The following is a 12,696-nucleotide window of genomic DNA, read 5'->3' on the forward strand; positions in this document are numbered from 1 at the left end:
TGCGCTGGTAACGCGGGGTGGAGCAGCCCGGTAGCTCGTCAGGCTCATAACCTGAAGGCCGCAGGTTCAAATCCTGCCCCCGCAACCAAGTCAAACCTGAATGTTCGACCATTCATATCCCTTAACAGAAAGCTCCTCCGCACAAGCGTCGAGGAGCTTTTTGCGTTTCTGATCCCTGTCCAACGCGCAAGCAAGAAGCGCCTCAAGATAAGCGGGCTGCTTATGCGAGACGTGCACCAGATCACGCGCGAGGCTATCCGGTTGCGAGGTTTCTCAACGTCGCGGTGTTGGCCAGCTCTCACTATACGAATGGAGGGAGAAGTTTGCGGCGTCGAACGCCAAGGGCGACGAGGCGACCGGGGAGATTAGGTGGCTGAAGAACGAACTGGCTCGCAGCACCTGCGCCCGCAGAAAACCGGTTGGTGTTCATGGGTGGGCCTCGTTCTGAAGAGGGTAATTTTGCCATCTACACATAGGCCTGAGGAAATGGCGTTTTGGTGCTGGACTTTTGAGATGGCTGGCAGCGAGTGAACGTCGTCTCGCTCGTACTTAAAGCATGGTGCTGTCTGCTTCCAACTCGCCGCGTTCCGGAACCATCCCGCGTGTTCTTTGTTTGGGGGCAACGGAACGCAGCACGCATTGCCGGTCCGTGGATCGCGGGTGATACGGCATGTGTGTCCTGCGTCGGTGTCAGCCATGAGGTGCAGCGCCATGGACAGGTTTTTCACTCAATTAGCGAGCCGCATAGCGTCTTTTTCCGGTTCGCCGACAGCTTTTGTCGCCGCGCTTGGCACAGTCATCGTCTGGGGAATAAGCGGGCCGCTGTTCGGGTTTTCTGAGGTCTGGCAACTGGTCATCAACACGGGCACGACCATTGTCACCTTTCTCATGATTTTCCTCGTGCAGAACTCGCAGAACCGGGATTCTGCGGCGATGGAAGCAAAACTAGACGAATTGCTGCGAGCTGTGGAGGAGGCGCGGGCGGATTTCATCGGGATCGAGCACCTCACGGAAGCAGAAATTGAGGACATCCGCGCTCGGCTGGAAAAGGAAAACGGCTCTGAAGGTGAAAAGCCGCCCCCGCATCATGCCATGGCGCGATTGCTTTCCCGGCGTTAGGTCGGGCGGTTTGCCAGATGGCGGCGGCGGTCATCGCCTGTCGCCGCCGTGACATCGTCACCGAAGACCAACACGCGGCAAAGCCCGCTGACAGAAGGAGTTACCATGTCTCTCAAGGCCCTTGCGTTGAATGCCACACTCAAATCCTCCACATCGGCAGAGCCGTCATCGACAGAAAGAGTTCTGGCCCTGATCCTTCAAGAGCTCGGCGATCACGATGTTCAAAGCGAAATGATTTGGCTCGCTGATCATGACATCAAGGCCGGGGTAACGTCAGACGAAGGCGAGGGGGATGCCTGGCCGGCTATCCGCGAGAAGATTCTTGCTGCCGATATTCTTTTGTTTGGGACACCGATATGGCTCGGACAGCCTTCGAGCGTGTGCAAAAGAGCGCTGGAGCGCATGGATGCATTTCTGGAGGAAACGGACGAGCAGGGACGTATGGTTTCCTACGGCAAGGTTGCCGCGGTGGCAGTCGTCGGGAATGAGGATGGGGCTCATCATGTTTCTGCGGAACTTTTCCAGGCTCTGAATGATGTTGGCTTCACGATCCCGGCAAATGCGGTTGCCTATTGGGTAGGGGAGGCGATGGGATCGGAGAATTTCGTCGATCTCGATGAGACGCCTGATGTCGTTAAAACCATGATCAGCATGCTTGTGCGCAACACGGTGCACTTGGCGGGGCTCCTGAAGAACAGCCAATATCCGGGCAGCGAGGACTGATATCCATTCTACCCGTTCGTATCGCAGGCTTTTCACCTCGAACGGATACGCGGGTCGTATGTTTTCGAGCCCTCCATGATCTGCCGCGATTTTGGAAACGAGATTCTCCTAGTCGATCATTATTTTTCGGAACTCTCCGCATGTCGGTTTGTTCGGGAGATGTCCATGCCGGCCCTGAAAGGGTTTCCCATCTCGGGGGAACTCCAGAGAGGGAGGCTGGAGAGCCATGATGCAAGCGGAGGAAAATCCCAATGAAGAAGACTGTTTTCGTTGCGTTGCTTCTGGGGAGCGGCGCGCTGTCGGCTTTCGCCCAGCAGACGCCGACCGCCAATCCCGGAGGCGATACGCCTGCTGTCGCCACGCCGGGCGCCAATAACCCCACGGCCCCGGTGGAGGGCGCCAATAGCTTCACCGAGGCGCAGGCCAGACAGAGGATTGAAGGTGCCGGTTACACCCAGGTCAAGAACCTGACGAAGGATGACAAGGGCGTGTGGATGGCATCGGGCATGAAGGGCGGAAAGACCGTCGCCATCGCGCTCGATTATCAGGGCAACGTCGTCGCCAAGTGAGGCGCGCAGGATTTTGGGAGAAGTGACATGAGAACCGTAACCGGACTTTTCGACGACTACGATGATGCAAGCGCTGCCGTTTCCGAACTGGAGAGAGCGGGCGTGCCGTCAAGCGATATCAGCGTCGTGGCCAGCAACGCCGACAGGCGACATGGAGAGGATTCCGATTCCAACGCTGCTGAGGGCGCCGGCGCGGGTGCTGGCATCGGTGCGCTTGTTGGCGGCGCTGGCGGTCTGCTGACGGGCCTTGGGTTGATGGCGATCCCGGGAGTGGGGCCGGTGGTTGCAGCCGGTTGGCTTGCCGCGACGGCAGTCGGAGCAGCCGGCGGCGCTGTTGCCGGCGGTGCTGCCGGCGGGCTGATCGGAGCCATGACCCGCTCGGGTGTTTCCGAAGAGGATGCCAATCTCTACGCGGAAGGGGTGCGCAGGGGCGGCACACTGGTAACCGCCCGTGTGGAAGACGATCTGGTGCCGGAGGCCGAGGCCGTGCTGAAGCGGCAAGGCTGGGTTGATCCTGCCGAACGCCGCGCCGCTTATCGCGAACAGGGCTGGACGCGTTTCGATGAGACGTCGAGACCCTACGCAGCGGAAGACATTGAACAGGAACGTAGCCGCTATCGCCGCTCGGCAATTTGACGAGAACATCCGTCCTCCAGGGGCCTGGTTCCGCCATGGTCCCTGGTCAACGCCTTGCAGGAGTTAACATGGCCAAAAAATCAGATTCCACTTCATCATCTGTTACCATCCACGACCAGAAGCTTGTTCGGGGAGAAGGAGGCGAGCTGCACCAGATTGCCGCTGGCGACGAGCCCGTGCTGACGACCGCGCAGGGCGGGCCGGTTGCGGATGACCAGAATTCCCTTCGCGTCGGTCCTCGCGGGCCGCTCCTCGTGGATGATTTTTATTTCCGCGAGAAGATTTTCCATTTCGATCACGAGCGAATTCCAGAACGCGTTGTTCATGCTCGCGGTTATGGCGCGCATGGCTATTTCGAGACCTATGACTTCCTTGCCGCCCACACCAAGGCCGACCTGTTTCAGAGGGCCGGTGAAAAGACCCCTGCCTTCGTGCGGTTCTCGACGGTGGCCGGTAACAAGGGCTCGGCCGATCTCGCGCGGGATGTGCGCGGCTTTGCCGTCAAGCTCTATACCAAGGAAGGAAATTGGGACCTCGTCGGCAACAACATTCCCGTCTTCTTCATTCAGGATGCCATCAAGTTTCCGGATCTCATTCATGCCGCCAAGCAGGAGCCTGACCGCGCCTTTCCGCAGGCGCAAACGGCGCATGACACCTTCTGGGATTTCATCAGCCTCACGCCCGAAAGCATGAACATGGTCATGTGGATCATGTCGGACAGGACTATTCCGCGTTCCTTCCGGTTTATGGAAGGGTTCGGCGTACACACCTTCCGCCTCATCAATGCGAAGGGAGAATCGAGCTTCGTGAAGTTTCACTGGAAGCCGAAACTTGGGTTGCAATCGGTGGCGTGGAACGAAGCGGTCAAGATCAACGGCGCCGATCCCGATTTCCATCGGCGTGATCTCTGGACTGCGATCCAGTCCGGCAATTTCCCGGAGTGGGAGTTGCAGGTGCAGCTTTTCGATCAGGACTTCGCCGACAGTTTCGATTTTGACGTCCTTGATCCCACCAAGATCATCCCCGAGGAGATATTGGCGCCCAAACCGGTCGGCCGGCTCGTCCTCGATCGTATGCCGGACAACTTTTTTGCCGAGACCGAACAGGTGGCGTTCATGACGCAGAACGTTCCGCCGGGTATCGATTTCAGCAATGATCCGCTGCTGCAGGGCAGGAATTTTTCCTATCTCGATACGCAGTTGAAGCGCCTCGGTGGGCCAAACTTCACACATCTGCCGATCAATGCGCCGAAGTGTCCTTTCGCGCATTTTCAGCAGGACGGCCATATGGCGGTGCGCAACCCGACCGGACGGGCCAATTATCAGCCGAATTCCTTCGGAGAGGGTCCAAGGGAATCGCCGATGCGTGGTTTTCAGCATTTCCCCGCTGAAGAGCAGGGACCAAAGGCGAGGCTTCGGCCGGAAAGTTTTGCCGATCATTACAGCCAGGCGCGCCAGTTCTATATTAGCCAAACGCCGCCTGAACAACGCCATATCGCATCGGCGCTCACCTTTGAACTCAGCAAGGTGGAAACACCGGTCATTCGTGAGAGGATGGTCGCGCATCTTCTCAATATCGATGAAACGCTGGCTGCGACGGTGGCGCAGAAGCTCGGCCTGCAAGCCATGCCGAAGCCCGCGGATGCCGCCATGCCGACCCGTCAGGATTTGGAGCCTTCGCCGGCGCTCAGTATCGTTCAGCGTGGGCCCAAACGTTTCGAGGGTCGCAAGCTCGGTATTCTCATCACCGACGGTGTGGATGCAAAACTGCTGAAGGGGCTGACCAAGGCGGTAACAGCCGAAAAAGCCGTCTTCGAGTTGATCGCGCCCAAGGTTGGCGGCGTGACGGCGTCAGACGGCACCTTCATCGAGGCACATCACATGATCGATGGCGGTCCTTCGGTGCTTTTCGATGCGGTGGCGCTGCTGACATCGGCGGCGGCCGTCGATGAACTGACCAAGGAAGCAACCGCGCGGGATTTCGTTGCCGACGCGTTCCAGCACTGCAAATTCATCGGTTACGACCAGTCGGCGCTGCCGCTGCTGGAGAAAGCGGGGATCGCCGATGCCATGGATGAGGGGGTGCTGCCTTTGCCAGGCGAGGAGGGACTGGCGGCCTTCGTGTCCGAACTCGGAAAATTGCGGGTGTGGGCGCGCGAGCCGTCGGTGAAACTCGGCAAGGCCTCCGTTCCCGTTAATGAGCAATGACGAACATCTGATTTCCCACTCACCAACCAAAGCAACAGGAGACTAAAAATGGCTGAGAAGACATTGGAAGACCTTTTCCTCGATACGGTGAAGGACATTTATTTTGCCGAGCGCCAGATTCTCAAGGCGCTTCCGAAGATGGCGCGCGCTGCGCAATCGCCGGACTTGAAGGCGGCATTCGAAAAACACAGGGACGAGACAGAGGTCCATGTGGAGCGTTTGCAGAATGTCTTTGAACTGCTCGGCAAGCCGGCGCGCGGCAAGACCTGTGAGGCGATCCAGGGCATCATCGCGGAAGGTGAGGAAATCATGGAGGAATTCAAGGGCTCGTCCGCGCTTGATGCAGGGCTCATTTCTTCTGCGCAGGCCGTGGAGCATTACGAGATCACCCGCTACGGCACATTGAAGACGTGGGCGGTTGAACTCGGCATGAAGGAAGCGGCCAAACTGTTCGAACAGACGCTGGGCGAAGAAAGCGCGACGGACACGGCGCTCTCGTCGCTTGCCCAGGCCAGCGCGAACGTGAAGGGCAAATCCAAGGCGGCGTAAGCGATCCGTCACCTGGAAGGTGCCGCTCAAACCCGCGGCACCTTCGATTTTGCAGTTGTCTCTTTCATGCGAGGCTGAACCATGAGGCTGTTTCGCGACAATGGATTGACGATTGTCCTTGTCCTGACTTCCGTATTAACGATCGGTGGTATGCTGGCGACCGGTTGGGAGGTTTACAACGAGGAGCTGGCGCAACATCACGCCGTGCCTCTCACGTTTTTATCTTATGCAAAGAGCGGTCATTTTCTCTCCGCTTTGTTCGAAAACTGGGAGAGCGAATTTCTCCAGATGTCGGCTTACGTGATGCTGACCGCGTTTCTTTTTCAAAGAGGCTCGTCGGAGTCCAAGGATCCTGACAAAACTGCCTCGCAGGATGAAGACCCTGCCCAAAAAGAAGATGACCCCAAGGCGCCCTTGCCGGTAAAACTTGGAGGATTTATCCGTGCCATTTATTCCTATTCCCTTGGTCTGGCGCTGTTCTTGCTTTTTATCGTCAGTTTTTTTCTGCATCTGAAATACAGTGCCGACACGGCGGCGTTGGAAGCCGCCATGCACGGCGAGCCCGAGACGACACTGTTTGCGCATCTGGGAAGTGTAGAATTCTGGTTTGAATCATTTCAGAACTGGCAATCGGAGTTTCTGTCGACTGCGGTGCTCGTGGTTCTTTCCATCTTCCTGCGCTTTCGCGGATCGCCGGAATCCAAGCCGGTCGCCGCTCCTCACAGCGAAACCGGCGGGTAGGGAGGAGGCATGATCAAATTTTTGGACGAGGGAGACTGGCGGCACCTGTGCGTCGACATGCAGCGCGTTTTCGCCGAGGATACGCCATGGCATGTCGAATGGATGGACCGCATCAGCGAAGAAGTGGAGGCCGTGGTTCAGGCGGATCCCGCCCGCTGCATCTTCACCTGTTTTATGCCGCCGAAAACCGTAAAAGAGGCTCCCGGTGCGTGGCGGGCCTATTACGAAAAATGGCCGATGATGACGCGGCAGGCCCTGCCTCCCGAGCTCATTGAGGTCATCCCCTCCCTATCGCGCTATATCCCACCCGCCCGTATCTTCCGCAAAAGCGTCTATTCGCCGTGGCAACATGGGGGTCTCGGCGAAATCCTGCGGAAAGAGCGTGTATCGACGGTTGTGATCACAGGCGGAGAAACGGATGTCTGCGTTCTCGCGACCGTTCTGGGTGCGATAGACCAGGGTTTCCATGTCGTCCTGGTAGAAGACGCGCTTTGCAGCGGAAGGGATGCAACGCACGACGCAGCGTTAAAGTTGCTCTCCGGCCGTTATTCGATGCAGTTGCAGGTCTGTGACACGGCGACATTCCTCGGTGCTCTTCCGTCGCAATCCGCTCGGCGGCTCATAAAATTCCCGTAGGCGAGCGTCACTTTTCTTCCGGGGCAGCCATTTTGCGGTGTTGTTTTGCCAGGATCTCGGATGGGGTCACGTTTGCAGCAGCCGACATCAGCTTGTTTTTCCAGCCGGACACGACGTCACCGTCGCCATTCATCATCGCTTCATAGCCGATTTGCGCGACGAAGCCGGGATCGTCCTTCTTTTGTTTGCCGACCGGCGTATCGAGCATATCTGCGCGCTCGAAAAATGCCGTTTCTGTTGCTCCGGGGATCAGGCAGGTAACGGTAACGCCGGTGCCATCCAGCTCTTCGCGAAGGGCGAATGAGAAGGAATTAATAAACGCTTTTGTCGCGTTATACACCGCCTGAAAGCTGCCGGGCATGAAACCGGCAATGGAGCCCGTGAACAGGATCCGGCCGCTGCCGCGCTGGCGCATGCCGTTACCTATCGCATGCACCAGCGCAACGGTGCCGCTGATATTGGTGGCTATCACCCGCTGGATCGCATCCATTTTCTGATCCAGAAAACCGTTGCCCAGTCCCTGTCCCGCGTTCGCAAACAGCAGATCGACTGGGCGCTCTTTCGTCGCTATGCGGGCGAGAAGTTTTTCCACGCCTGCCTGTGTCGAAAGGTCGGCTTGCACCGCCTCCACTTCCGTTCCCGCCGCCCGTAACTTCGTAGCGGCCGTTTCAATTTCCGCTTCGTCAGCCACGACGATGAGATTGTAACCGTCCTGCGCGGCGCATCTTGCCAGTTCGTACCCGATGCCTGACGATGCACCAGTAACCAAAGCAAGGCCCCTGATGGATTTTTTCGCAGGCATGGTTGTTCTCCTATGGCTTCAGGACGACCTTGATGCAGCCATCGTCGCGGTGGCTGAACGTTTTATAAAGATCAGGGCCTTCATCCAGGGTGGCGCGGTGGGTGATGACGAAGGAGGGGTCTATCTCTCCCTTCTCGATCCGCCCCAGAAGAGTCGGTAGATAGGCCTGCACAGGTGTCTGAGCCATTCGGAATGTCAGGCCGCGATTGATCGCGGAGCCCATCGGGATCTTGTCGAGAAAACCGCCATAGACGCCGACGATCGAGACTGTGCCGAAGTTACGGCAGCAATAAATAGCCTGCCGCAGCACATGTGGACGGTCCGTCCCCATGAATGTCGCCACCTTGATACGGTCGAGCCGGGAATCCCATCCGGCGGCCGGATCCGGTTCCGTCCCCACGGCGTCGATGCAGGCGTCGGCGCCGCGGCCATGGGTCAATTCCATGATCTGCTCGTAAATATCGTCATCCAGATAATTCAGTGTGAGCGCGCCTGCGGCGGCGGCAAGGGCGATCCGTTCGGGTACGGAATCGATGGCGATGACGCGTTCCGCACCCAAAAGGAAGGCGGAGCGGATGGCCATCTGGCCGACAGGACCGCAGCCCCAGATGGCAATCGTATCGCCGGGCTGGATATTACAGAAATCCGCCGCCATGTACCCGGTCGGAAAAATGTCTGACAGGAACAGGACCTGCTCGTCCGTCAGCCCGTCGGGAACCTTGATGGGCCCGACATCGGCATAGGGAACCCGCATATATTCGGCCTGGCCCCCGCTGAAACCGCCCAGAAGGTGCGTGTAGCCGAACAGCCCGGCGGGGGAGTTTCCCCACATCTCCCGAACCTTATGGGGGTTGGGGTTGCTGCGCTCGCAGCCGGAGTAAAACCCTCTTTTGCAGAAGAAACATTCTCCACAGGCAATGGTAAAGGGAACGACGACCCGGTCGCCGACCTTCAGGGTTTTGTTGTCCCTACCGACGTCGACAACTTCGCCCATGGTCTCGTGGCCCATGATGTCGCCGCCATGCATTTCGGGCATGATGCCGTTGTAGAGATGAAGATCAGAACCGCAGATTGCGCAGGCGGTCACCTTGATAATCGCGTCGCGGCCATGCTCGATTTGTGGGTCGGGGACACTCTCACAGCGAATGTCGTGCTTACCGTGCCAGGTCAGGGCCTTCATGGTCGGTGTTCCTTCCAGATGGTGGAGCGGCAGGTGCGCCGGGTCCACGCCTAACCGTGGGTCCTCATCAAAGTTCCAGACTTTTTTGGCGACCGCGGCGCACGATGCGCAGCAACGGAAGAATGGGAACAAGCCTGGCCAAGCGCAGTTAGGCCACCAATCTTCCCAGTAACGGAGGTCCAGCCGTGACCCAGAGAGTCGATCACGAAACCAGCAACAGCCTGAATATCAAGGCTGCGACCCCGAAGGTCATCAAGATCATTGTGGGCGAACGTACCGTGCTTGAGGGCGTTCTGAACACCGGCAGCGTGTTGACGGTGCAGACACGAGAGGGCGCCGAGCCACAATCCATCGAACTTCTGATCGAGGACCTGGCACGGTGAAAATTGCGATTTTCAATCGGGTTAACCCCTGAAATCACCCTCGTTGGTGTCTCGTTCGTCGTAGTTCAAATCCCAGTCTTTTTCGGGTTTTTTGACCCCAGGCGGCAGCTTGTTGGCGGTTGCATCGTCCGACCCTGTAATAACCCGTGGCTTCGCACTCGCGACGCCGTTGTTATCAGAGGTTTTTTTGCCGCGCGCAAATTGCGGTTCGCTGTCCTTATGGATCTGCTTCAGCTTGTCGTCCTTGTTCATGACATCCTCCTTGATACGCCCCTAACCATTTTCCGGCGACCCTGTTCCCTCACGCCTTCATTGCGCCGGAACATCCTTCCGGCGGGATGGTTAGAAAACTGCGGGGATAGCGGGTCCCTCATTCTGGAAACCACAAGCGGAGATGAAGCGATGAGCCTACCAGACGATGACGCCAAGCCAGAGCCCGGTACGGATGACGCCCGTTCCGGCAATAGCGATGAAAGCCGCAAGGACAGGGAACGGACGAGAGAAAACGCGGAACGTATGATTGAACAGCGGCATCGGAAACAATCACCCGGCAGTGCGGAAAAGGCCTGAAGCCAGGTTGTCGGGACGCGAGCGTTCACGCGGTCGGGGTGTTCTCAATGAGACCTTTGGATCGTCGCGGATTTCGCTACTGTACGTTGGCGTACAGCAACCAAGCGTCCGCCGAGACATTTGCCCATAGTGAAAGGATGGGAAAATGGCCAAGCACGATGTGAGTGGAGTTTCCGGAAACACATTAAATGATGCGCAGCTGGAGGTGTTGCGTATCGGTATTGCAGATCTGGCACCGGCCTTGACGGCTTTTGCCCGCCGCTTCGTCAGGAATGAAGAGGATGTCAACGATCTAGTTCAAGAGACGATGTTGCGAGGACTGCGGTCCCTGCACGGTTTTACGCCCGGCACGGCTTTGAAATCGTGGCTCTTCACGATTTTGCGCAACACGTTCTGTACCCGCTACAAGGTGTCTAAACGCGAATGTGTAGGCTTGCCGGTTGGTATCGAGCAAACGATGTCTACCCCTGCCAGCCAGGAATGGCGTGTGCAGCATCAGGAAGTCATGCGGGCGATACGGGATCTCGACAAGGATCAGAAAAAAGCTCTTCTGCTTGTCGCCGGAGGGACGAGTTACTCCGATGCCGCGGCCATTTGCGGCTGCCGGGTGGGCACTATCAAAAGCCGGGTGAACAGGGCAAGGGAATCGCTTCGGCGCAATCTTGACTAAAGTGTAATTTCTCATACTCGAGAGCGCCTTTCCGGCGGATCGCCGGAAATCATCTTTTCGTGAGTTGAACCGGCCGCGCAAGACATTGCCGCGGCCGTTTTGTGTCTTTGCGCCTGTCAGCGGTCACCGATCGCAAATTGCAGGGCATAATCGTCATAGCTCGTGCCCTCGATGCTGCCTTGCCGGAAAAAGGTTTCCCCCTGTACAGCCGGAAGACTGGTGAGATTTGGCGAAAGGTTGGCGCGCATTTCCAGCCGTCCCGCGCTGAAATACCAGTCGATCGCCAGACATTGGGTCTCGCAGTCAAGGGAAACTCCCCTCTCGAAATCCGAGCACAGGAGCGGCCAGATGTACCGGCGCCGTTTCTCAAGCAATGCCTTCATCCTTTCCCTTGCCAGCTTCCCCTCGGTCGTTTCCGCGTCATCCCACTTCAGGGTCGAGATTTGCATCGTGTGCAGATCATTCGGATCCAAAACCACCTCTGGCGCCTCGGGAGGTAATTCGCCCTGGAAGCTTTCCGCCTGTTTCAACCTATTCTTGATCTCCTGCTCCCGGTCGTTTTCAGGGTGGTCGGAAAAAAAGAAGAACGGGTTGGTCGAACCATGGTCGTCGCCCATGAACATCAGCGGCGTCTGCGGGGCGAGGAGGAGGATCGTCTCAAGCGTATCGAAAAGGGCAGGTTGTATCAGGGAGCGCAGCCGCTCCCCGCGCAGGCGGTTACCGGCCTGATCGTGGTTATGCAGAAAGTTTACGAACCGGTGGGGCGGGAGATGGCCGCTGGGTTCACCGCTTCCCGCAAAATTATGAGAAGGCCGCGGGTGGCCCTGATAGACAAAGCCGGTTGCGAGCGAGCGGCGAAGACCGTCATAGGGCTGGTTGGCGAAATCTGCGTAAAGGCCACCGTCCTCATGCGTGGTGGCAACATGGATCACGTGGTGAAAGTCGTCGTTCCATTCGGCATCGACACCGACGAGGCCGTCAGACGAAGGTGTCATGGGTGAGGCTGCATTTCGCGCGTCTTCCGTAACGATATGGACATGCCTGCTCGTTATCGCCCGCTTCACGTGCCCTGCCATCTCGATCAGAAAATCGACGTCTCCGTCGCCGCCGGCGAGATGGTCGGCAGCATCGATCCGCAGCCCGTCAAACCGATAGGTCTCTAGCCAGTAGAGCGCGTTCTGGAGAAAGAACGACCGCACCTCTGCGCGGTTGAAGTCCGGCGCGGGTCCCCACGGCGTCCCGCCCTGCTTGAAGAATGCGGGAGCAAACGCCTCAATTGCGTTCCCCGTGGTGCCGAAGTGGTTATAGACGACATCCAGCAGCACCATGATGCCGTGGGCGTGGGCCTTATCGATAAAGGCCTTGAGGTCTTCGGGCGCGCCATAATCTCGCTGGGGCGCGAACTGCAGAACGCCGTCATAACCCCAGCCGCGACTGCCCGAGAAGGTCGCAAGCGGCATGAGTTCGACAACCGTCACGCCGATGTCTGCGAGATATTCAAGCTTCTCCGCTGCGGCAGCAAATGTTCCCTCTTTTGTAAACGTTCCGACATGAAGCTCATAGACGACCGCTTCGTGCCACGGCCGGCCTTTCCAGTCGGGGTTTTTCCAGTGGAAGTCATGGTTTACGATAAGGGAGGGGCCGAGCGGGCCTTCCTCCTGCCGGTTGGAAGCGGGATCCGCAACCTTTGTCCCGTCCTCCAGTATGAAGCCGTAGCGATCGCCGGCGGAGGTGGGTTTTGTGGCGTTATGCCAGCCGTTCCCGGCCGTCTGCATGTCGAATTCCGCGTCGTTCAGCCACAGTTTCACCGTTGCCGAGGCGGGTGCCCATATGCTGAAATCCGTGTCGCCGGATTGATTGCGCTGCGCACCCCATTTGCGATAGTTCGCTGCATTCATCACCAGAGTCTCC

General features: G+C 58.0%; 15 protein-coding genes and 1 tRNA gene. 12 read left to right on the forward strand and 4 right to left on the reverse strand.

Annotated features, from left to right (window positions below; all coding sequences use genetic code 11):
* The first annotated feature begins 11 nt into the window (after positions 1-11).
* The 9 genes from ACFVTJ_RS00005 to ACFVTJ_RS00045 all read left to right on the forward strand — a co-directional run bounded on the left by ACFVTJ_RS00005 (position 12) and on the right by ACFVTJ_RS00045 (position 7,180).
* Positions 12-88, forward strand: a tRNA-Met gene (locus ACFVTJ_RS00005).
* A 623-nt stretch (positions 89-711) separates the two neighbouring features.
* Positions 712-1,119 (forward strand): low affinity iron permease family protein, encoded by a 408-nt coding sequence (locus ACFVTJ_RS00010; RefSeq protein WP_080814635.1) that lies wholly within the window; start codon positions 712-714, stop codon positions 1,117-1,119.
* Between the two features lie 105 nt (positions 1,120-1,224).
* On the forward strand, positions 1,225-1,842 hold the full coding sequence (locus tag ACFVTJ_RS00015) for a flavodoxin family protein (protein WP_386903524.1): 618 nt from the start codon (positions 1,225-1,227) through the stop codon (positions 1,840-1,842).
* 251 nt (positions 1,843-2,093) lie between these two features.
* The gene (locus ACFVTJ_RS00020; RefSeq protein WP_386903526.1) at positions 2,094-2,411 is read left to right on the forward strand and encodes a PepSY domain-containing protein; all 318 of its coding nucleotides are present in this window, start codon (positions 2,094-2,096) and stop codon (positions 2,409-2,411) included.
* Between the two features lie 27 nt (positions 2,412-2,438).
* Positions 2,439-3,047, forward strand: a complete 609-nt coding sequence (locus ACFVTJ_RS00025) for a general stress protein (RefSeq protein ID WP_386903528.1) — start codon at positions 2,439-2,441, stop codon at positions 3,045-3,047.
* A 68-nt stretch (positions 3,048-3,115) separates the two neighbouring features.
* Positions 3,116-5,254, forward strand: coding sequence for a catalase C (catE, locus tag ACFVTJ_RS00030; RefSeq protein ID WP_386903530.1), 2,139 nt, complete (start codon positions 3,116-3,118; stop codon positions 5,252-5,254).
* Between the two features lie 48 nt (positions 5,255-5,302).
* On the forward strand, positions 5,303-5,803 hold the full coding sequence (locus ACFVTJ_RS00035) for a ferritin-like domain-containing protein (protein WP_311108435.1): 501 nt from the start codon (positions 5,303-5,305) through the stop codon (positions 5,801-5,803).
* An 81-nt stretch (positions 5,804-5,884) separates the two neighbouring features.
* Complete coding sequence (locus tag ACFVTJ_RS00040) at positions 5,885-6,544, forward strand: DUF6766 family protein (protein ID WP_386903532.1); 660 nt, start codon at positions 5,885-5,887, stop codon at positions 6,542-6,544.
* 9 nt (positions 6,545-6,553) lie between these two features.
* Positions 6,554-7,180, forward strand: coding sequence for a cysteine hydrolase family protein (locus tag ACFVTJ_RS00045; protein WP_386903534.1), 627 nt, complete (start codon positions 6,554-6,556; stop codon positions 7,178-7,180).
* A gap of 7 nt (positions 7,181-7,187) precedes the next feature.
* Here the strand turns inward: ACFVTJ_RS00045 and ACFVTJ_RS00050 are convergent, their stop codons facing one another.
* Both ACFVTJ_RS00050 and ACFVTJ_RS00055 read right to left on the reverse strand, forming a co-directional pair.
* Positions 7,188-7,982 (reverse strand): SDR family NAD(P)-dependent oxidoreductase, encoded by a 795-nt coding sequence (locus ACFVTJ_RS00050; protein ID WP_386903536.1) that lies wholly within the window; start codon positions 7,980-7,982, stop codon positions 7,188-7,190.
* A 10-nt stretch (positions 7,983-7,992) separates the two neighbouring features.
* Positions 7,993-9,162: a zinc-dependent alcohol dehydrogenase gene (locus ACFVTJ_RS00055; protein ID WP_311108439.1), complete on the reverse strand. Its 1,170-nt coding sequence runs from the start codon at positions 9,160-9,162 to the stop codon at positions 7,993-7,995.
* A gap of 185 nt (positions 9,163-9,347) precedes the next feature.
* Between ACFVTJ_RS00055 and ACFVTJ_RS00060 the strand changes: the two genes are divergently transcribed.
* Positions 9,348-9,545 carry a hypothetical protein gene (locus tag ACFVTJ_RS00060; RefSeq protein WP_386903538.1) on the forward strand — a complete coding sequence of 66 codons (198 nt, stop codon included), beginning with the start codon at positions 9,348-9,350 and terminating at the stop codon, positions 9,543-9,545.
* Between the two features lie 21 nt (positions 9,546-9,566).
* Here the strand turns inward: ACFVTJ_RS00060 and ACFVTJ_RS00065 are convergent, their stop codons facing one another.
* Positions 9,567-9,797, reverse strand: a complete 231-nt coding sequence (locus ACFVTJ_RS00065; RefSeq protein WP_013762433.1) for a hypothetical protein — start codon at positions 9,795-9,797, stop codon at positions 9,567-9,569.
* Between the two features lie 150 nt (positions 9,798-9,947).
* Between ACFVTJ_RS00065 and ACFVTJ_RS00070 the strand changes: the two genes are divergently transcribed.
* Complete coding sequence (locus tag ACFVTJ_RS00070; RefSeq protein ID WP_386903541.1) at positions 9,948-10,115, forward strand: hypothetical protein; 168 nt, start codon at positions 9,948-9,950, stop codon at positions 10,113-10,115.
* A gap of 145 nt (positions 10,116-10,260) precedes the next feature.
* Positions 10,261-10,785, forward strand: a complete 525-nt coding sequence (locus ACFVTJ_RS00075) for a sigma-70 family RNA polymerase sigma factor (protein WP_386903543.1) — start codon at positions 10,261-10,263, stop codon at positions 10,783-10,785.
* Between the two features lie 116 nt (positions 10,786-10,901).
* Here the strand turns inward: ACFVTJ_RS00075 and treZ are convergent, their stop codons facing one another.
* The gene (treZ, locus tag ACFVTJ_RS00080; RefSeq protein WP_386903545.1) at positions 10,902-12,683 is read right to left on the reverse strand and encodes a malto-oligosyltrehalose trehalohydrolase; all 1,782 of its coding nucleotides are present in this window, start codon (positions 12,681-12,683) and stop codon (positions 10,902-10,904) included.
* Positions 12,684-12,696: the final 13 nt, after the last annotated feature.

The sequence above is a fragment of the Agrobacterium sp. NPDC058088 genome (assembly GCF_042885035.1).
GTDB lineage: Bacteria > Pseudomonadota > Alphaproteobacteria > Rhizobiales > Rhizobiaceae > Agrobacterium.

Bases quoted from the DNA above. Each gene is read 5' to 3' on its own strand.
- ACFVTJ_RS00045 (WP_386903534.1), top strand. From the start codon at position 6,554: ATGATCAAATTTTTGGACGAGGGAGACTGGCGGCACCTGTGCGTCGAC.
- ACFVTJ_RS00020 (WP_386903526.1), top strand. From the start codon at position 2,094: ATGAAGAAGACTGTTTTCGTTGCGTTGCTTCTGGGGAGCGGCGCGCTG.
- ACFVTJ_RS00025 (WP_386903528.1), top strand. From the start codon at position 2,439: ATGAGAACCGTAACCGGACTTTTCGACGACTACGATGATGCAAGCGCT.
- ACFVTJ_RS00015 (WP_386903524.1), top strand. From the start codon at position 1,225: ATGTCTCTCAAGGCCCTTGCGTTGAATGCCACACTCAAATCCTCCACA.
- ACFVTJ_RS00055 (WP_311108439.1), bottom strand. From the start codon at position 9,162: ATGAAGGCCCTGACCTGGCACGGTAAGCACGACATTCGCTGTGAGAGT.
- ACFVTJ_RS00075 (WP_386903543.1), top strand. From the start codon at position 10,261: ATGGCCAAGCACGATGTGAGTGGAGTTTCCGGAAACACATTAAATGAT.
- ACFVTJ_RS00065 (WP_013762433.1), bottom strand. From the start codon at position 9,797: ATGAACAAGGACGACAAGCTGAAGCAGATCCATAAGGACAGCGAACCG.
- treZ (WP_386903545.1), bottom strand. From the start codon at position 12,683: ATGAATGCAGCGAACTATCGCAAATGGGGTGCGCAGCGCAATCAATCC.
- ACFVTJ_RS00070 (WP_386903541.1), top strand. From the start codon at position 9,948: ATGAGCCTACCAGACGATGACGCCAAGCCAGAGCCCGGTACGGATGAC.
- ACFVTJ_RS00050 (WP_386903536.1), bottom strand. From the start codon at position 7,982: ATGCCTGCGAAAAAATCCATCAGGGGCCTTGCTTTGGTTACTGGTGCA.
- ACFVTJ_RS00040 (WP_386903532.1), top strand. From the start codon at position 5,885: ATGAGGCTGTTTCGCGACAATGGATTGACGATTGTCCTTGTCCTGACT.
- catE (WP_386903530.1), top strand. From the start codon at position 3,116: ATGGCCAAAAAATCAGATTCCACTTCATCATCTGTTACCATCCACGAC.
- ACFVTJ_RS00035 (WP_311108435.1), top strand. From the start codon at position 5,303: ATGGCTGAGAAGACATTGGAAGACCTTTTCCTCGATACGGTGAAGGAC.
- ACFVTJ_RS00010 (WP_080814635.1), top strand. From the start codon at position 712: ATGGACAGGTTTTTCACTCAATTAGCGAGCCGCATAGCGTCTTTTTCC.